Below are 19,224 nucleotides of genomic sequence, written 5' to 3'. Positions count from 1 at the left end.
TCTTATCGCAGGGGGTTATCGAGCTGGGATAGCCGCAGGAGATGGCAGGTGTCGTAGGTCGGGCCGCAGACGATGAACACCGTGAACGTCACCGGATGTTCGGAGGTGACCGGTTCGTTGTGCCAGAGGCCGGTGCGGTGGCGGGTGCCCTCGATTGTGTAGGCAGTTGTTCCCGCAGCGAGCTGTCCCGGATGTGCCTGTGCGACGGCGGTATCCCAGGCCTTGGGGACGAACTGGGTATCGATGGTGAGGTGCTGGGTCGTGGCGTACTGGCGCAGCTCGACCCATGCCTCCCGGGTGGGCAGGTAGGTGGCGATGTCGGAGGCAAGCCCGGCTTGCTCGGCGCCAGTGGGGTCGCCGACAGCAAGAAGAGCAGAGGTGTAGTCCAGGGGCATGATTCCGGACGCGGTGTCCCAGGCAAACAGAGCGGTCGCAACGATGCGGGCGAAGGTCTCCGGATCATCGGACGCGGCTACGACGGGCAGGCGCGGTGTCGCAGTCGGCGCCGAGACGGTAGGTGTCGTGGCGACTGGCCCAGGACCGGTCGCGCCGCTGTCGGTGCCGGCGGGTGTGGGTGGTCCGGTGATGAGGCCGAGGACGCCGACACCGGCCAGCACGAGAACCGCCGCGACTGCGGCGAGCACGGCGATCCACCGGCGACGGATACGGGGGTCAGTGAGGTCGGGTGTCTTCATGCCCCGTAGGTGCACTACCGGAACCCAGCGGCGCGGAGTAGTCAGAGGGCGCGCAGGTGACCGCGGACGGGCGCGAGGTCGCTGCCGGTCTGTCGGTCGTGGGCGGCACGCAGCTCGTCCGCGAACCGGCCAGTCCCGGCGACTGTGGTCAGGAAGGACTCGATCTGCTCGTCGCTGAGTTCGGCGGCGACTTGAGCGGCGTCGTAGTGAGTCCACCAGTCGACCAGTTCGCCCCAGGTGAGCACGAACGCCCGCACCGGATACTGCACCGGCTCGCCACCTCCATCGGAGGACGGGATCGGGCGGGGCGCGCGCTTCTTCGTCTTGCCGCTCTTGGCCCGGGCGAGCGCGTCGGAGGCGAGCTGGTGCAGGTCAGCCTCCCGCTGCCCTTGAACGGTGGTCGCGGTGGCGCGGACGGATTCGTAAATGGGATGCACCGGTGCGCCGGCATCGATGCGTGCCAACTCAGCGGTGACGTGTGCGCGGAGTTCGGTCGGTTGGGCGGGATCGGCGGCGATGTGCTCCAGGTAGCCGATCTTGTCGAGGGTCTTGTAGGAAGTCCCGCCCGGGATCATCGCCGCGGCCTGCTCGCGGGCTTTGCCGCGAGGTCCGGGTGACGGTGGTGGAAAATTTCCACCACCGTCAGCTCCCGGCTGGTGGTCACTGCTGAACATCGTTGCTGCTTGTCGCCGTTCGGCGTCTTCGGCCATCAGGGTTTTCAGTTCCCGGTAGAGGGCGGCGGCCTCGGTCTGCGTCAGTGGCTTGTGCAGTGCGTTGTCGTCCTGCTCGGCCAGGAGATGTCCGAGGCGGTCGGAGATCCCGGAGCGGACCCACACGTTGACTTTCTTCCACCCGAGACGTGTGATTGCCGCCAGTCGACGTGCACCGCACACCAGCACCCCGTCGGGGGTGATCGTGATGGGTTGCAGGAGCCCGTCGCGGTCAATAGACGCAGCGAGTTCATCGATGTCGCCCAGTTCGGTCCGGTGCCGGCGTCCGACCCGGATCGAGGCGACCGTTCGCTCCAGCTCGATGAATCCCGATGGCGCGCTCACCGCGACCCACCCCCGCCAGGTTCGCGAGGTGCGGCGAGAGAGACGGCGAGGACGAGGTCGTCATCACGCAGCAGCACCGCGATGGGCTCGCCGATCAGCAGCCGTAGCAGCACGCCCCGCCCGGCAGCGGTCGCGGCGTAGGCAGGGTGGGGATTGCCCAGTACCGCTTTCAATAGGGCAGTCCAAGAGGTGCGAGGGATGTCGAGCTGGGCGCGGGCGTGCTTGTCGCGTCGCAGCGCCTCGTAGGTGGCCTGGCGGGTGCCAGCCCTGGTCAGTGCTCCGCAGACGTGTTCGATCCCGGCTCGCGCGGTCGTCGGCGGCCAGTCCAGCAGGGTGAAGAACGCGATGGCATCCTCGACCGCCGCCGACGCCGAGGTGGACGCTCCCGCCGAGGGCTCGTCCTCATCTTGGCTCTTGCCGTCGACGGTTAGCGTTGGATCGGTGACGTGGAACGCGGGGTCGTAGTCGATCAGGGGATTGTCGCGGTCGCTGAACCGTTCCGGGTCATGGAACGCCGACACATGCGGGCGTCGTGCCTGATGCACCGAGCACAGCAAGCCTTGGGCACGTTCCTCGAAGATGCAGGTGATCCGTACCGCATGAGTGACCACCGCCCACGGATCGACCGCGGTCCGGGCGGCCCGGGTGCGCATCACATCGAACGCTGCGGACGCGGCCTCCCACCGGTCCAACCCGTGCTTGCGCGCCAAAGGCGCGTACTTCTCGGCCACGAACACCATCAGCTCCGCTGCCATCGGGTCGCGTTGCCATCGGCCCGGCCCTGAGTCGTGGAGCCGGCGCAGCAGGACCCGTAGGCCTTCGCTGGTTGTGAAGTCCTCGACGCTCTCGGTCGGGCGCTCGGTGGTCGTGTGCGTGTTCTCGGTCATGGTCAGGGCACCTCCTGACACACAGGTGCGCACGCGATCCCCAGCAGACGTCGTTGGCGACGTATCGATGCTGGGGGTACGCATCGTCAGCTCACCTCAGCCCGATCTCCGAGCGCGTCACCCACGACTGTGACCCACCCGAACGCCCGAAGTCCGACACCGGCGGTAAACGCCGTGCCCGCTCGGCCTCGACGGTTTGTGCGTCGCTGATCCGGCGTCTGCCCGCACGGGCGGTCTGAGCCGGGAGGTTGCGGGTGCGGCGGGCCAGCTCGACCTCGAAGTCGATACCCCGACCCGCCAACGCGGCACCGTGACGAGCCATCAAGTCGGTAGGTCGCACCCACTCCACACCCCGCACACGTCGGACGGACGTTCCTGTCGGCGACGTGTCGCTGCCCGGGCGGCTGATTCTTGCGGCCTGCACAGCCTCCGGGGTCTCTGTCCTGTCGGCACGCTCCGATGAGGCGGGGGCCGTATCCGGCTCGGGCGCGTGTTGATCGCGCTCGTGTGGCTGGGCGGAATGGCTGCTCATGAGTTCTCTGCCTCCTCGACGTCAGCATCTTCGGTGTCGTCGGGAAGGTGCGCGCTGGCGAACCACCGGCCCACGGTCGAGGGATGTACCTGGAGCTCGCGGGCAATCTTCTTGTTAGACCACCCCCGGCCATGGAGCTCCCGGGCATGGTCGCGCCGATCCGCGCCCGCAGCAGCAGCCGCGCGGAGCGGTGCTTCCTTGACCGCGGAGGGCCGTTTCAGGAGCGTGCTCCCAATGCGCGGCGGCGGTGCGACAAGGTTTCGTTGCGCGGTCGTGGTGCCTGAGACTTCCGGCGTCTCCTCAACGGGTGACGGCTCCCCAGCGGCGGGGAGGGGGCGGGTGAGGATGACGGTCAGATGGGTGATTGCCAGCAGCACAACCGGCGGGACTGCCGCCACACTCGCGGCCAGCACACCTGGGACATCGGCGTCGGCGGCGACGACGGCGTGGATCGCGTTCGCGGTCACAGACACGGTGGCCCCGCCGACTAGTAGAGCCCATGGGTACCAGGCTGACCGCTGTCCGGCCAGGGCGACGACGGCGACCGTAGCGACAACAATGATCCCGTCCACGATCAGCGGCCAAGCCCAAGCCTGTTCTTCGCCGATTCCGGACCGGGCGGCGAGATCCGCCAACGCCGTGAAGCTGAGCCAGAACGCCCCGGCGGCGATGAACACTGTCCCGGCCACAGCCGTCACTACTACCCAGCGCCGGCCCGCCTGCTTGTCGAGAACGGAGGTGGACATCACAGCCTCCGCATATTCGACGGACCCACAGCAGCAGGATCTCCGGCAAACCAGATGCCTGCCTCTGAAGGTGCCAAGGCTCCCACCGAGGCCGAGGCCGCGTCCCTGTCGGGATGAGCGGCACGGTAGGCAGAACGGATGGTCGCGATGATCTCCCGTTCACCCAAACCCGCATCCGAAGCAGCAGTGCCCAGTGCGTCGAGGGCACCGGAGGTTGGCAGGCCGTTCTCCGCGAGCCGGCACGCGGCCCAGAACAGGCTGCGGTTCCTCTCACCCTCCGCGCGTCCAGCGACCCACGCCGCCAACCGCGACACATCCGCACCTTGCCGTTGAGCTGTATTCATCGGCTCGCGAACTGTGGGACGCGGGTCGAGGAAATCCCGCAACCGATCCGAGTCGAGCACCGAGGACGTTCCTGCCTCGACCCGCCGCACTCGATAACCGACAACGTCTCCGGCGATGGACATCCGTGAGGGCGGGACGACAATGTATCCGCCGTCACCACGGAAGTCGATCCCCGCGCGCGCCGCCTGCCAGGACCGTTGCACCTGACCAGGCGTGGACTGGTAGTAGGCGTGCATTCCACCGGACGGCGTGGATACCAGGAGCTGCCACCCGTCCAGCAAACCCGCTCGATGGGCACGCGAGAAACCACGAAACCCATCGACAGGGCCATGGACATCGACATCCACTACGACCATTCCCGAGGGTGCGCCGGTCGGGACGCCGATGTTCGCCCCAGGAGACCGGCCCCACCATGCGGCGACTCGGTCGGCATCGGTAGTGGCGTCGTGGAAGCCGTGCTCGGTCAGCGGTCGCTTCCCGCCCGATATGCACGGGAACACCGGTACTCCCACGCGGGCCAGCTCTTCGGCGGCAGCAGGCAACGACTGCGCGCCGGATGCTCGCGTCAGCGCGCGGGCGAACACGTCTGGGAAGACCATCACAGGCCTCTCTCTCGCGCCGTTGCGGTCGCTACGGTCGTGACCCGCGCGCCAGCGTCATGTAGCAACGCTGCGCGTTCGGGCGCTGACCGTTCGCTACCGGACTGGGTTCGTTGCGGTGTCTCGCGGTCCAAGCCCGGCGGAGTGCCGTCCCCGATCTGGGTGGTATCGAGCTGGTTGAGGATTCCCATCGCGGTCTTGCGAACCCGCTCACCGGTGGTCTTGACGATCTCGACCGGCTCCTTGCCGTCGACCCTGGCCGCCCAGGTCGACACGTACGGAATCGTGTAACCAGAAGTGTCCATGCCGTGGGCGGCGCCGATCATCAGCGCGACCGACTCTGCCTCGACCTCCCCGATTCCACGATGCTGGCGAGCGTTCTCGGCATCAGGGCCGTGCATGAGCACATGACCGAGTTCGTGAGCGAGAGTCTTCACCTGCGCGGCCGGGTCCATGTCTTCCCGCACCGCCACCGTCTTCGCGGTGTAGTCCGTCAACCCGTTGGCACCGTGGATCATCCCCTCATGCGGGACCCGCAGCACCTCAAACCCGCGCTCCTCTACCAGGGCTGCCAGTCCGCGCCATAGACCGGCAGGTGCCTCGCCTTCCAGCAGGCGTGGTGAGGGCGGTTCCGGGATCGGGTCCCCAGCCGTCTGCGCGACATCCCACACGTAGGCAGGGCGGGCGGCGATCATCTTCGACCGCACGACCTCGCCCGGCCGGGGCTGCTCGCCCTTCCCAAGCCGACGCCATGAATCGGAGGCAGCGGGATTCGAAGAGGCGAAGCGTCCCGTTACCGGGGCGAAGATCATGTACCCCGGCTGGCCCTTCTCCACCTGACGGCCCAACCCCTGCCACTGCCGGTACCCCGCGACAAAGGACGGCATCGGGTCGGGCACGCGACCTGCCTCGTAGGCGGCCTCATGCTGCGCCCAGATTAGCAACGTGTTGGAAAACGATCGCGCCCGGAATCGTGCCGCGAACGCGAGCGCCCGAGCCCAGTCATCACCGGAGACGAGCTGTTCCACAGCGCCGGTCAGGCGCTCATGCAGCTCGTCGAGCTTTGCCTCCCGCGCCTCCTGGGATTGCTCCCGCGTTCTGGCCATGGCCTGGTCTCCTCCCGATACCCTGAGCACCGGGCCGATCGGGCTCGGTGACGATCAGGTACGCCGGGACCACCAGCAATGAGAGACGGACAGCGAAACAAGCGATGTGACCGTCGGGCGCGGCGGTGAACCCAACGAGTCTTATCTGGACTACCAGTCGAGCGGCTACCTCCGGGCGGAGGCGCGGGTGAGATGCGGATACTCGTACCTCACATGCGCAGATGTGTATCGCTGCTCACTCTCTGAATTTGTCCCGACTGAGCTGCCGGTATCGAACCGGTGTTACTCCGACGGCCTCCCGGAAGATTCGGGAGGCATGGCCTCGGCTTAGCCAGCCGACCTGGCGCATCGCGGCTTCGACAGGTACGTCGGTCTCCCGTAGCAGTCGCGCCAGGTTCTCGGCGCGCACTGTCGATAGGTAGGTCATTGGCGTCTTGCCGTAGGCATCCACGAAGACACGTCCGAGTTGCGACGGCGACAAGTGCACGGCAGATGCGAGATCTTGAAGAGTCCACCGCTCGTCGGGCCGGTCGCGAAGCAATTCCAGCGCCTGCCGAGCTTCAGCGCGCAACGGCGCGAACTGACGAAGCGACGGGGGACCGGGCCGGCGGGAGGTCTTCCGCTGGCTGGACGTGCGGCGCACCGAGGTGGATTTCACATACGGAATGGTCACGTCGAGCACCGCGAAAAGCAGGGCTTGCATCCGGAAGAACCGATCCGATGAGGCACCGCCGATGCTGAGCGCCACCAACTCGTCCAACCACGGCATGAGCATCCCTGCGCGGTTCTCGCCAAGGTGCAAAATCTGGGCGGGCTCGGAGTACAGCTCGTCAGTGAAATCCTGCGCGTCGAGCCGGTCCGCAAGCAGCGCGGCGTGTTGCCAGAACACTTGGTCGACGATGTAGTCGCGATCTAGGTACAGGGTGGTGACGGTGATCGACCCCTCAGGGTCGCTTCCGCACAGAGTATTTGCCGCGAGGGCCACGACATCGCCCACCTTGACTGGTTTCTCGCCGAATTCGCTGAACAGAATCGCGGAGCCATCGCGAACAAAGATCAACTTCACGCAGTCGTAGGCGATGGGGGCGATGGGGGCATGGATTGTTCGGCTTCGAGCCACTAACGGCTCGAAGCCGACCTCCCGAGTCGTTTCGTGAGACACCGATCGCTGTTCAGTGAGCGTCCAGGGCGTTCCGTACCTCGCTTTCTCGCATGCGCCCAGCCATCAGCGCGATGAGCGCCAGAACTGGTGGGATGACTCCTGCGATCACGAAGATCGTGGGGATGGGTACGAGGAGCGAAAGGGGACCGGCTATCGCGATCGAGACCGGCATGAACGCGATCGAGACGAAGAAGTCGAGGCTCGCGACCCGGCCGATCATGTCGAGCGGCACGAGTCGCTGAAGTAGCGTCCCCCAGACAACGACCCCGGCTCCCGTCGTTGCGCCGACAATGAACAGCGCTCCGAGCATCAGGATCAGGTTGTTGGCGACGCCGATAACCATGAGAGGAAGCGTGCCTCCGCCCCAGCAGACGATCATGAACGTGAGGTAGCGACGCGGGAGTTTCAGCGACGACACGACGAGCGAGCCGACCGCCCCGCCGATCCCGTATGCAGCGAGAAGGAATCCGAAAGTCGCTTCGGCGTCCTCGAATCGGTCGCGGGTAAGGAAGGGCAGGAGCACCTCGATCGGACCCTGGATGATGAGCGCGAGTGACGAACCGAAAATCAGTGTCCAGAGCAGCCAGCGCGTGCGCGACACGTAACTTACTCCCGCACGGAGGTCTCCCCAGATGCTCGCACGCTCCTCGGGCGATGTGCCGCGAAGTGGTTCGTCGCGGTGGCTGAGGAACAGAGTGATGACGAATGCAACCAAGTACGAGCCCGCGACGATTGCCGCCCCGATGGCCGGGAAGAAAAGACCGACGACGATTCCCCCGAGAGCGGGGCCGAGCCCTTGACCCATCGATGGGCGTAGTGCACCCTCGAGTCCATTCGCAGCAAGGAGTTGTTCTGCCGGAAGTACCTCTGGCAAGTACGCGCTGTACGCCGGGTAGAAAAACGCGCTTCCGGCGCCCATCGCGAACGAGGCGACGCCGACATGCCACAGCTCGATCGTTCCGGTGAGCGCTAGAACCGCCACCACACTCATGACAACGGCGGTGCACCCCTGAACGGTGATGATGATTCGGCGTTTGGAGAATCTATCTGCGACCACGCCGCCGAGAATCGAGAACGCGAACAGGCCGAGACTCATGCCTGTTGCGACCGCGGAGAGCGCAAGAGGACTGTCATCAAGCGCGAGCACTTGAAAGACCATGACGATCGTCCACATACCCGTTCCGAAAACCTCGATGCCCACCGCAGCGAACAGAAGTCGGTAGTCCCGAGTCGCCAGAGGCCGCAAGGCACGCATCCGGTCGAACTTCTTCTCGCTCATACGAGTGCCTCGCGATCGACCGATGCCGTCAGTTGAAGACTCGGCCAATCCTCCACGTCACGGAGAAGCTGCCGATCATGCGTCGAGAGAACAACGGCCGCCTGAGTTGCGCCGAGAGCCTCGGTGAGTTCATCAACGAGCGCAATGGAGAGGTGATTGGTGGGTTCATCCAGCAGCAACACGTGGGGACGTGTCGCGAGCACGAGGGCCAGATCAAGTCGGCGCTGTTGCCCCATCGACAGCTCTCCCACGCGCTTGCCCGCCTCACGCGGACGTAGGAGACCGAGTTGTGAGAGGCCGATGGCTTCCGAGGATTCCATGATGCCTTCGGTGATGAGTTCGCCGACGTGCGTGGCGTATAGCTCACTGACCCTCCGGTCCTCTGGCAGAGCGGTTTCCTGGCGGAGGTAGCCCAGCCGCGTTCCACGAGGACACCGGGCAGTTCCGGTGTCCGGACTCAGATCGCCAGCGGCGATACTGAGCAGCGTCGACTTGCCGACGCCGTTCGGTCCGGTCACCACGAGGCGGCCCCGGTGTGAGAGGGAAAACGAAACCGGCTCGGTCAGCCGCCCTGCGACACTGACGTTGTCAACATCAATGAGGACGGCCCCGGTCCTTGTCGGAAGGTCGGGGAACCGGAAGAGCTGCGGTGGTTCGGGGACTGTGATGGCGTGAGCTTCGAGGACTTCCTGGCGCCGGTGCACGTTCTGCACGAGCCCGCCGGCGCGGGTTGCGCGGCCGTGCTTATTTGTCCCTTTTTCCGGACGCCATCCAGACACGAGCCTGTTCTGTGCTGCGCTAAGGCTCTCCTGCAGGCGGGCATGCTCGGCTTGCTGGCGGTCGTAATCCTGCTCCCACCGGACGCGTTCGGCTTGGCGCCCCTCCCTGTATCCGGAGTAGCCGCTGCCGTAGATGCGCGGGCGATCATCCAGTGTCGGGTCAAGGTCGACAACGGTGTCCGCAACGTCGGACAGCAGGGCTCGATCGTGGCTGACAACGACCACACCGCCGCTGCGACTTCGGAGCTGCGCCGTCAAGAAGTCCAGTCCGCTGCGATCGATATGGTTGGTGGGCTCGTCGAGTAGGAGGAAGTCATGGTCCGCGCCCAAAAGGCAAGCCAAGCGGACCCGATACCTCTGCCCTACAGATAGGTCAGCGAGCAACCTAGTCTTGTCGGTCTCCGCATCGAGCGCTTCGAGCGCTATTTGTACGCGCCGCTCGGCATCCCATGCGTCGAGGGCCTCGGCGAGTTCTAACGAGGCGCCGTACTCCTCTGCGGCTCCATCTATTCCGTTGGCAAGTGCCCGAGCGGCTGCGTCGAATCTTGCCAACGCCGCGAGCGGTTCGGCGATTGAGTCCGCAACCGCCTGGCCAACGGTTCTATCGTCGGCAGCGGCCATCTCCTGTTCGGCGAGACCAAGAGTGCCAATGCGTTGCACAGTTCCGCTATCTGCCGGCAAGGTGCCGGCAAGGACGTGCAGGAGGGTGGACTTTCCGCGCCCGTTCTCTCCCACGATCGCGACTCGGGAGGATGGCGTGACGACGAGGTCGACGCATTTGAGCACAGACATCGTGCCCCTCATTACAGAGACGTCGGAGGCAGTGAGCTGCGCGCGATGGCGCGCCGGATGACGGTTGGTAGGGGTGAGCATTCGAATCCTTCGATACGACGCACCAGAAGCCGAGAGGCAAACGGGTACGCAAATGACGGCGACCCTGGGAAAGGGTCAGAACGAGCGGCCGCCGCGGGCTCGGAGTTACTCAACGAGCGCGGTGGGCCTACCCAGCCGTCACAGGAAGTACAAATGCATGTGTCCAATGTACAGCACAAGGCTGAACTCTCGCCAGGGCCGTTCCGCTGGTCCCGAAGCACCCGCGGTCTCGGGCAGCCGGTCTCGCTGCCCGAAGCGGCTCCGCGCCCAGAGCTGCCACGCCTCTTGCAGGTCGAGGAGCGGCATCTGTGCCGGAGAATGGGTACATGCCTGAATCTTGTGCTTTCTGCGGGTCGGTGGGGCCCCTGACCCGCGAGCACGTTTTCGGTCAGTGGGTGAGCAGGACAGGCTTGGATCTCGCTCCGATGCGTCATCACGCGGGCCCGTTGAATGCTCTGCCGCGCGACATGGGGGAGCAGCCCCCATTCCGGCAGACGGTGAAGAGCTTCTGCGGCTCGTGTAACAACGGGTGGATGAGCAACCTCGAAACGGTCGCGCAGCGAGTGCTGACTCCGTTGATCCTTGACGAGCCCGGAACGATCGCGCCGGAAGACCAAGCGGCGATCGCAACGTGGGTGCAAAAGACCGCGCTGACAGCGATGCTCCTCTCCAGCAAGGAGCAGCGGGAAAGAGGTTACGGTCTCGCCCCATCGGAGTACAGGGCGCTCTACGAGCGCCGCGAGCTGGTGCAACCGCTGGATTTCAGCCAGTTCTGGGTCGGCCGATTCGAGGGCGTCAAGGGATTCTCGGCTGTACGCGTCACGCCGCTGACAGTTCGCATCCCAGGCTTTCCCGAGCCGCCGCTGCCTCAGGGCTACGCGATGACGATCGTCCTTGGAGCGCTCCTCCTGCACGGCGTGCGGTTCACCACTCCAGGTCTTCAGGCGGACTCGAAGACGGAGCTGGGGATGCCATCGTTGTGGCCTTCGGATAGGTCGGTGATGTGGCCGGCGGGGCAGACGTGCACGGAGAAGTCTCTGCTTGCTCTCGCGGATGGGGGGACGTTGCGTGCAACGGGTGGGGAGGTGCGACTGCAACCCTGGTCTCACGCAGCTCACCTGCCGCAGAGCGCCTTCGAGAATGGTGCAGTCAAAGTTCCGGCGCTGTGCCGTAAGCACGACATCTACTACCCCGCGGCGCTTTTGCAAGAAGCGCAGCAGGGGCGGTTCTACGCATTCATGACTTCGTGCGAGTGCAGTGCCTATCTGATCCATACGGATTCTGACCGCATCCGCTTCCGAGCCGCGGGCGAACCGGAAGGCATCGCGGCCATGTACGCGGACATGGTTGGCGACGAGTTCCTCATCGAGGACCAGATCGGGGAGTTCGCCTGCAAGAGACTGCCCGCCTGACGCGACCGGCGGCGCCAAGCGCGGGCAGGTGCACCTGCTGCATGTGACGGTCTCGATGCGAGTGATGTCCGCAGGTGACGGCTACAAGTACCTCCTGCGTACGGTCGCCGCCGCAGACGGCGACAGGTCGTTCTCGACGCCCTTGACTCGCTACTACGCCGAGGCGGGAACCCCTCCAGGCCAATGGCTCGGGTCGGGCGTCGCGTCCCTCGGGAGCGGTCAGCTCGCGGTGGGTGATCGAGTGTCCGAGGCGCAGCTCCAGCTCCTCATGGGGATGGGCCGTGACCCGATCACCGGAGATCCCCTCGGGCTAGCGTTCCCGGCCTACAAATCCACCTCAGAGCGGATCGAGGCGCGGATCGCAGACCTCGCCCCAACGATGTCTCCCGGTGCAATGGGAGACGCGGTCGCGCAAATCCAGGCCGAGGAGACCGAGCGCGGGACGCGACGGGCGGTGGCCGGGTTCGACTTCACCTTCTCGATTCCGGAGTCTGCATCCGCGTTGTGGGCGGTCGCAGATGCAGGGACGCAAGCGTTGATAGGGGAGGCGCACCACACGGCAGTTGCGGAGGTAGTTGCATTCATGGAACGCGAGGTTGCAGCCACTCGCACCGGCGCGACCGCTGGCGACGGGGCCGTTGCGCAGGTCGATGTCACAGGCCTGGTCGCGACGGCCTTCGACCACTTCGACTCCCGTGCCGGTGATCCCCACCTGCACACCCATGTCGTCATCTCCAACAAGGTCCGAACCGCTCTCGACGGGAAATGGCGGAGCCTCGATGGACGGCCGATGCACGCCGCCGTCGTCGCGCTATCCGAATTGCACGAGGCCGTGTTCGCCGACCACATGACCCGCACCTTCGGCGTCGAGTGGGAAGCCCGTGACAGGGGTCGTGACCGCAATCCCGCATGGGCGATCAGCGGCGTGCCGGAAGAGTTGGTGGCCGAGTTCTCGACTCGCGCCCGGCACATCGATACCGAGACCGACCGCCTCATCGCCAACTACGTGAGCAAATACGGCAGGCGGCCAGCCCCGGCGACAACCCTGAAGCTGCGCGCCCAAGCAACCCTCTCCACACGGCCCGACAAGGAGGTCCGATCGCTGGCCGACCTCACTACCGAATGGCGATCGCGCGCCACCGACGTTCTCGGTCAGGACGCCACGACCTGGGCACGCAATGTCACGAACAACAACAGCCCACTCCTGCTGCGCGCCGACGACGTGCCGCTGGAGACCATCGATGAACTCGGCAACGCCGTGGTTGAGATTGTCGGCGAGAAGCGGTCGACCTGGCGGCGATGGAATCTGATGGCTGAGGCGTCGCGGCAGACCATGCATTGGCGCTTCGCGTCCATGCGGGATCGAGAGGCGATCGTCGGGATGATTGCTGACGCTGCCGAACAGGCGTCGCTGCGGCTGACCCCACCGGACCTTGCCACCAGCCCGGCCGCGTTTCGCCGCGTTGATGGAACCAGCGTGTTCCGGCCCAAGCACTCGACCGTGTTCTCTTCCGAGCTGTTGCTGGCCGCCGAAGACCGACTACTCGACCGCTCACGCGCGTTGACGGCACCCACAGTCTCAGTGGGCTCTGTCGAGAAGATCACCTCTCGCCCCGACCCCGAGGATCGGATGCTGAGTGAGGACCAGGCCGACGCGCTCATGAAGATTGCCGTCTCTGGCCGAATGCTCGACGTACTGGTCGGCCCCGCCGGCGCGGGCAAGACGACAGCCATGAACGCCCTGCGCCGCGCGTGGGAAGCCGAACACGGGACAGGGTCCGTGATCGGACTCGCGCCTTCCGCGGTGGCCGCGCAAGTGCTGGCAGACGATCTCGGCATCCAAACCGAGAACACGGCGAAATGGTGGCACAACCACCTCATACACGGAACCTCGTTCGACGCAGGTCAGCTCGTCATCATCGACGAGGCGTCACTGGCCGGCACCCTGTCCTTAGATCGGATCACACACCTGGCTGAACAGGCAGGAGCGAAGGTGTTGCTGGTCGGCGATTTCGCCCAGCTCCAGTCCGTAGACGCAGGGGGCGCGTTCAATCTCCTGGTAGCCGACCGGGACGACGCACCGGAGCTGGTTGACGTCCACCGCTTCACGAGCGCGTGGGAGAAGACAGCATCACTCGCATTACGGCACGGACGCACGGCAGCGATCGGCACCTACCTCGACCACGACCGCATCCGAGGCGGTGAGGCCGATCTGATGACCGATGCCGCCTACTCGGCATGGCGAGCTGACAAAGAGTCAGGACTTGCATCGGTGCTGGTCGCGGAGACCCGCGACCAGGCGACCGCGCTCAATACCCGCGCCCGCGCAGACCTCATTCTCGACGGCACCTTGACGCCAGGCCCAGAAGTCGAACTCGCTGACGGGACGATGGTCGGCGCGGGGGACACGATCATCACCCGCCGTAACGACCGCCGACTCCGCAACGGCAAGGACTGGGTCCGTAACGGCGACGCCTGGGCCATCAAGGACGTCCGCGACGACGGCTCGGTCACCCTCCGCCGGACTGGACGCCGCTTCGGCGGGGCGATCGTGCTCCCGGCTGCCTACGTGGCCGAGCACGTTGACCTCGGCTACGCAGTCACGGCCCATCGCGCACAGGGCATCACCACCGATACCGCGCACGTCCTGGTGGAGCCGACCACGACGAGGGAGAACTTCTACGTCTCGATGACCCGCGGCAAGCGTTCCAACCACGCCTATGTGGTCCTCGACCGAGCCGACGACGACCATGTCGCCCCGCACCCGGGCGACACCCCCGATGCCACAGCACGTTCCGTGCTTTACGGCGTCCTGCAACACGTCGGTGCCGAGCTGTCCGCGAACGAGACCATTACCAACGAACACGAACAATGGGGCTCGGTCGCCCAGCTCGCAGCGGAGTACGAGACCATCGCGGCGGCCGCCCAACGAGACCGCTGGGCCATTCTCATCCGCGACTGTGGTCTCACCAAAGATCAGGCAAGCGCTGCTGTCGACTCCGATGCGTTCGGGGCTCTGACTGCCGAGCTACGCCGGGCCGAGGCAAACCATCACGACCTCGACCGCTTGCTCCCGCGTCTCGTGGCCGCACGGGGCTTCGGTGACGCCGACGACATCGCCTCGGTCCTCCACCACCGGGTGGCGGGGGCAACCGCACGCCCGGCACGCTCCGGCCGCGTGCGCGAGGCGCTACGGCTGATCGCCGGTCTTGTCCCCGCTGCGAGCGGTCCCATGCCCGACGACATGCGCCAAGCACTCGACGAACGACGTGACCAGATCGAACAGCGAGCCGACGCCGTGCTCGACAGCGCCCTCAACAAAGGGGCCACGTGGACGAAAGCTCTCGGCTCACCACCTCGCCCGCAGGCGAAGCGACAGGCCTGGCGCAGACATGCTCGCACCGTGTCCGCCTACCGAGACCGATACGGCATCACCGACGACACTCCTCTCGGACCCACCCCGGTGGCGACCGCGCAAAAGATCGACGCCAGCCGCGCGAAGGCGGCGCTCGACAGGGCGCGTAGCCTCACCACCGACAAGGAAGAGGCACCGGGGCGGCCACTCGGACGAGAGCCGCTGGGGCGTTCGCTATGACCGCCGGCCCTTCCCGGTGCCGCCGTGAAGTCGTATCGTGGATGACGAGGCGGCCTTTTATTGGCGCTGTCGCTCGTCGCGACAGTATGACCTTCCCGGCAACGGGCGGTCCTTTCAGGTTCTTGTCGCCGAACTCTGGAGAGGACTGTCCATGTTCCGACTCATCTGGGCTCTCAGCGTCCGCACCCGGTACTTCCTGCGCCGCTACATGCCCACCAACATCCTGCTCGACGCGATCCGCACCCGGCGCGGCCTGCGATGGGGAGTCCCCGCGATGGTGCTGGCGATCCCGTATCTGTACGCCGCGAGCATCTGCGCACAGCTCGCTGAAGGTGGCGGTCCCGGGTGGCTGCACCTCTTCGTGATGCTGTTCATCTGGAACGCGCTGAAGTTAGCCTTCATCGGGCCCATCAGCCTCGCCCTGCTGATTGGTGTTCGCCTCAAGGAGGACTCACGCTCACATCGTGCCGTGGATGTCGGCGCGGCTCAGTAGCCTCATGACCGCCACCGGTAGGATTGGCGAAGGATGTCAGCACTCAACTGAGGGAGGCGAGAGATGGCGCGCGCCGACCTGCTTCTTGACCTCGTTGAGGCCGAGCGTCACGGGGACCGTGATCGGTTCCGCACCCTCGTAGAAGCGGTGATCGCCGAAGAGCGTGCCAACCAGCACCACCTCGTGGCGGATCGTCTCTCTGAACTGATTACCACGACCGGGCAAGGGCTTGTCCGCGATGATCGCGCCACCGCGATTCGAGACTTGGTTCACGAAGTCGTCCCCAGCCGTCGCCTCGATGACCTTGAACTCGCCCCCGTTCCACGGCGGGTCGTCACAGAACTGATTGAGGAGCAGAAGCGCGCTGAGCTGCTTCGCAGTTACGGGATCGAACCTCGCAACCGGCTCCTACTGTCCGGCCCCCCGGGCAACGGTAAGACCAGTGTCGCTGAGGCGATTGCTTCCGAACTGATGCTCCCCTTCTACGTGATTCGTTACGAAGGCGTCATGTCCAGCTTCCTCGGCGAGACAGCCGCCAGGCTCGACAACGCCTTCGAGTTCGCGCGCACGCGACGATGCGTATTGTTCTTCGACGAACTCGACACCATCGCGAAGGAGCGGTCAGATCAGCACGAGACGGGCGAGATCAAGCGCGTCGTGTCCACCCTGCTGCTCCAGATCGATCGGCTCCCTGCGCACGTACTCTTCGTCGGCGCGACCAACCACAGCGAACTACTCGACCGCGCCGCATGGAGGCGCTTCCAGATTCGGGCCGAACTGGAACCCCCGAGCCGCTCCGAAGCAACGCGGTTCCTCGAACGGCTCGCCGCACGGCTCGGCGGTGACCTCGGCTTCGCTCCACGCACATTGGCAGACAAACTCGCCGGCGCCAGCTACTCCGAACTGGAAGAGTTTGCTCTCGACGTGCGCCGCCGAGCGGTGCTGGAACTGCCGGACAGCAACCTACGGCGGATTGTGCAAGAACGTCTTGAGCACAGGCGCGGTCAGGCCACTGCGTGACCGCGGAGCGCCGACCGCTCCTGGCATTCGGTCCGCCAGTCGTCGCCGAACGGCCCACGCAGACTCCGCGAGACATGCCGCGCCTATCCAAACCCAGTGCGGGCAGGCAAGGAGAGCGGTTAGCGCCTCAATTCGGTGACCTGACCGCAGCGTTCGACGCCGAGCGGGTGCGTCTCTCCGCGGAAACCCCCGACGAAGTCGATCCGGCGCTGGTGGTTGTTTTCGACCTCGCAGGCAGCATCAAGGACTTCCGCAACGCGATCGACCAGATCGACGGCCTTGAGTTCCTGTCGGAGTTGTTGGGGGACCAATCCGATCCAGACGACGACTTCTACATGGCCGAACGGGAAGCTGGGCGCACGGACAAACCCATCGCGCACTCCCTCTACCTCGTGATGTCGAACGCCAAGGCGATCGAAGAACTCTTGAGATTGTTCACCCTGTGGCAAGAGGATCCATCGGCCTCATTCGCGCACGGCCTTGGCAAGTTCAAGTCGGCGTTCCAACAGTTGACCGCGATCCGACGATGGGGCCCAGAGGACCGCATCCGTGAGACAGGGCTACGCGAGCAGTGGCAGGAAACCCTCGACCTCGTCGGACAGTCCGTCAGCACGGTCACGGTCGAAATCGAACTCTGGTACCGACGCGACGCGGTGCAGCGCGTCAGCGCCCAGACTCACGTAGAACAAACCATCGCTGCCAGCGGCGGACGGGTCATCGACCAATCGCAGATCGGCGACATCGGCTATCACGCGGTGCTCGCGGAACTTCCTATCCAACAAGTTCATTCCGTACTCAACAATGGCGCGGCATCCATCCGACTGCTCACAACCGACGAGGTCATGTTCGTCAGCCCGTTTACGCCCATGAGTGTCGCGCCACCTACCCTCGAACCTGTCGCCGAAGTTCGACTCCCATCCGGGGACCGAGTGGATGGGCTGCCGCGCATCGCACTCCTTGACGGGCTTCCGTTTCCGAACCACGACGCCCTCGCAGGCAGGCTAGTGGTCGATGACCCTGACGGCCTTGCTGAGCGCTACCCGCTGTCATCACGCAACCACGGCACTGCGATGGCGTCACTCATCGTGCAAGGCGACCTCTCCATCGGCGGCGAACCTCTGGACCGCCCCTTGTACGTGCGACCCATCATGCGGCCCCACGAGTTTGCCGCAGGGTACGAGCAGATCCTCCCCAACAGACTCCTCACCGACCTCCTACACCAGGCCATCAAGCGCATTGTCGAGGGCGAAGGGGGAAGGGCAGCAGTCGCACCCAGCGTCCGAATCGTCAACCTCTCCATTGGCGCCCAAGCGAGAGCCCTCGTGAGGAGAATGAGCCCCATCGGACGTCTGCTCGACTGGCTCGCCCACTCCTACAACCTGCTTTTCATCGTCAGCGCAGGCAACCACAGCGACCCGATTATCATCCCCGCCGCGACCCTTACAGATTCCAACGCCGCACGATCAGCGGCAACTCGTTCCGTCTACGACGCCGCGCTCCTACGGGGCATCTTGCCCCCGGGCGACGCGCTCAACGCACTCACCATTGGCGCCACTCACGAAGATGGACTCGGAGACATAGACGTGCCCGACACCGTCTGGGACATCACCCACCCGGGTGCGCCCGCTCACTACGGTGCGACAGGTCCAGGTGTCGATCGATCCGTCAAGCCGGACCTCCACCACGCCGGCGGAAGAGCGCTCTACACCCGCCCGATCACGACGCCCGGTGACGAAACAGTCACCATCGAGCCGGCCCCTACAGCGATCGCGGGCCCCGGCCTCCAAGTAGCCGCTCCCGGACGAGCGGGCGCGACCAATAACACCGTGTTTACGGTCGGCACCAGCAACGCCACCGCATTGGTGACGCGCGAGGCGAGTCGCCTGTTCGACATCCTGGAAGCAGGCGCACCCGATGCCCAGGACGCAGCACTACCCGATCCGCAATACCACCCACTGCTCGTACGCGCCCTCCTTGCCCACGCAAGCAACTGGGGCGACTGGGAACCGAGACTCCGCCGCGAACTCGGACTCAGCAATCAGCAGGCCCGCCGGAGCCTGACAGCGCTTCTCGGATATGGGCGGCTCGACGCCAGCCGGCTCGGAACCGCCGCAACAAACAGAGCTGTACTCGTTGGCGGAGGACTGATCGCGCGGAACCAGCGCCACACGTACGACTTGCCACTGCCGCCGTCCCTTCGGGCGCGAGCCGAGTGGCACCGCTTCACGATCACCCTCGCATACATGGTTCCGACCGTGGGTCAGCTCACAAGGTATCGAGGTGCCAAGGTCTACTTCGCGACACCCGATACCAGCCTCGCCGGCGGAGACCGAACGGACGCTGAGCACAACGCGGTTAGGCGGGGGAGCCTTCAGCACGAGATCGTCCAAGGGACTCGAACGATGGTCTTCGGCGACGGCGACGCGTTCCCCATCCACGTCGAATGCATGGACGATGCCCAACGGCTCCGTGCGGGCAAGACCGTCCGCTACGCGCTCGTGGTCTCCGTTGAAACGGCCGAAGAAACGTCCACGACCATCCACGATGAGGTTCGCGCGCAGCTCCGACAGCAGGTTCGCGAGCGTGCCCGCGGGCGTGTGCAAAGTTGACCCGAAAGACGGACCACGATTCCGGCGGCAGGAGTGC

Annotated in this window: 14 protein-coding genes; 5 read left to right on the top strand and 9 right to left on the bottom strand. The window is 65.4% G+C overall.

From position 1 onward, the window contains the following. Nucleotides 1–2: 2 nt before the first annotated feature. The 9 genes from ITJ45_RS08825 to ITJ45_RS08785 form a co-directional block, all read right to left on the bottom strand. Entirely contained in the window at nt 3–695 is a 693-nt protein-coding gene (locus tag ITJ45_RS08825) for a hypothetical protein (protein WP_194607783.1), read from the bottom strand. A gap of 41 nt (nt 696–736) precedes the next feature. Continuing rightward, on the bottom strand, nt 737–1,750 hold the full coding sequence (locus tag ITJ45_RS08820; protein ID WP_194607784.1) for a ParB N-terminal domain-containing protein: 1,014 nt from the start codon (nt 1,748–1,750) through the stop codon (nt 737–739). Continuing rightward, nucleotides 1,747–2,637: a hypothetical protein gene (locus tag ITJ45_RS08815; RefSeq protein WP_194607785.1), complete on the bottom strand. Its 891-nt coding sequence runs from the start codon at nt 2,635–2,637 to the stop codon at nt 1,747–1,749. The genes ITJ45_RS08820 and ITJ45_RS08815 overlap by 4 nt, the downstream gene beginning before the upstream one ends. A gap of 528 nt (nt 2,638–3,165) precedes the next feature. After that, complete coding sequence (locus ITJ45_RS08810; protein ID WP_194607786.1) at nt 3,166–3,915, bottom strand: DUF2637 domain-containing protein; 750 nt, start codon at nt 3,913–3,915, stop codon at nt 3,166–3,168. Beyond that, nucleotides 3,915–4,859, bottom strand: coding sequence for a bifunctional DNA primase/polymerase (locus ITJ45_RS08805; protein ID WP_194607787.1), 945 nt, complete (start codon nt 4,857–4,859; stop codon nt 3,915–3,917). The genes ITJ45_RS08810 and ITJ45_RS08805 overlap by 1 nt, the downstream gene beginning before the upstream one ends. After that, complete coding sequence (locus ITJ45_RS08800; RefSeq protein ID WP_194607788.1) at nt 4,859–5,965, bottom strand: ArdC-like ssDNA-binding domain-containing protein; 1,107 nt, start codon at nt 5,963–5,965, stop codon at nt 4,859–4,861. Before ITJ45_RS08800 ends, ITJ45_RS08805 begins: the two co-directional genes overlap by 1 nt. 235 nt (nt 5,966–6,200) lie before the next feature. Further along, complete coding sequence (locus tag ITJ45_RS08795) at nt 6,201–7,067, bottom strand: helix-turn-helix domain-containing protein (protein ID WP_416365289.1); 867 nt, start codon at nt 7,065–7,067, stop codon at nt 6,201–6,203. A gap of 70 nt (nt 7,068–7,137) precedes the next feature. Continuing rightward, on the bottom strand, nt 7,138–8,406 hold the full coding sequence (locus ITJ45_RS08790; protein ID WP_194607790.1) for an MFS transporter: 1,269 nt from the start codon (nt 8,404–8,406) through the stop codon (nt 7,138–7,140). After that, entirely contained in the window at nt 8,403–10,058 is a 1,656-nt protein-coding gene (locus ITJ45_RS08785; RefSeq protein WP_194607791.1) for an ABC-F family ATP-binding cassette domain-containing protein, read from the bottom strand. The genes ITJ45_RS08790 and ITJ45_RS08785 overlap by 4 nt, the downstream gene beginning before the upstream one ends. A 533-nt stretch (nt 10,059–10,591) precedes the next feature. On the opposite strand from ITJ45_RS08785, the gene ITJ45_RS08780 reads away from it, so the two are divergent. From ITJ45_RS08780 to ITJ45_RS08760, 5 genes are all read left to right on the top strand, one after another. Continuing rightward, the gene (locus tag ITJ45_RS08780) at nt 10,592–11,470 is read left to right on the top strand and encodes a hypothetical protein (RefSeq protein ID WP_194607792.1); all 879 of its coding nucleotides are present in this window, start codon (nt 10,592–10,594) and stop codon (nt 11,468–11,470) included. A gap of 55 nt (nt 11,471–11,525) precedes the next feature. Next, on the top strand, nt 11,526–15,065 hold the full coding sequence (gene mobF / locus ITJ45_RS08775) for a MobF family relaxase (RefSeq protein WP_194609003.1): 3,540 nt from the start codon (nt 11,526–11,528) through the stop codon (nt 15,063–15,065). Nucleotides 15,066–15,216: 151 nt separating this feature from the next. Then, the gene (locus ITJ45_RS08770; RefSeq protein ID WP_194607793.1) at nt 15,217–15,558 is read left to right on the top strand and encodes a sulfate permease; all 342 of its coding nucleotides are present in this window, start codon (nt 15,217–15,219) and stop codon (nt 15,556–15,558) included. Between the two features lie 63 nt (nt 15,559–15,621). Continuing rightward, nucleotides 15,622–16,578 (top strand): AAA family ATPase, encoded by a 957-nt coding sequence (locus ITJ45_RS08765; protein WP_019310997.1) that lies wholly within the window; start codon nt 15,622–15,624, stop codon nt 16,576–16,578. A gap of 74 nt (nt 16,579–16,652) precedes the next feature. After that, the gene (locus ITJ45_RS08760; RefSeq protein ID WP_228493597.1) at nt 16,653–19,187 is read left to right on the top strand and encodes a S8 family peptidase; all 2,535 of its coding nucleotides are present in this window, start codon (nt 16,653–16,655) and stop codon (nt 19,185–19,187) included. Nucleotides 19,188–19,224: the final 37 nt, after the last annotated feature.

It is taken from the genome of Rathayibacter sp. VKM Ac-2879 (assembly GCF_015351245.1).
Lineage (GTDB): Bacteria > Actinomycetota > Actinomycetes > Actinomycetales > Microbacteriaceae > Rathayibacter.
This window is presented reverse-complemented; position numbering and strand designations above follow the sequence as displayed.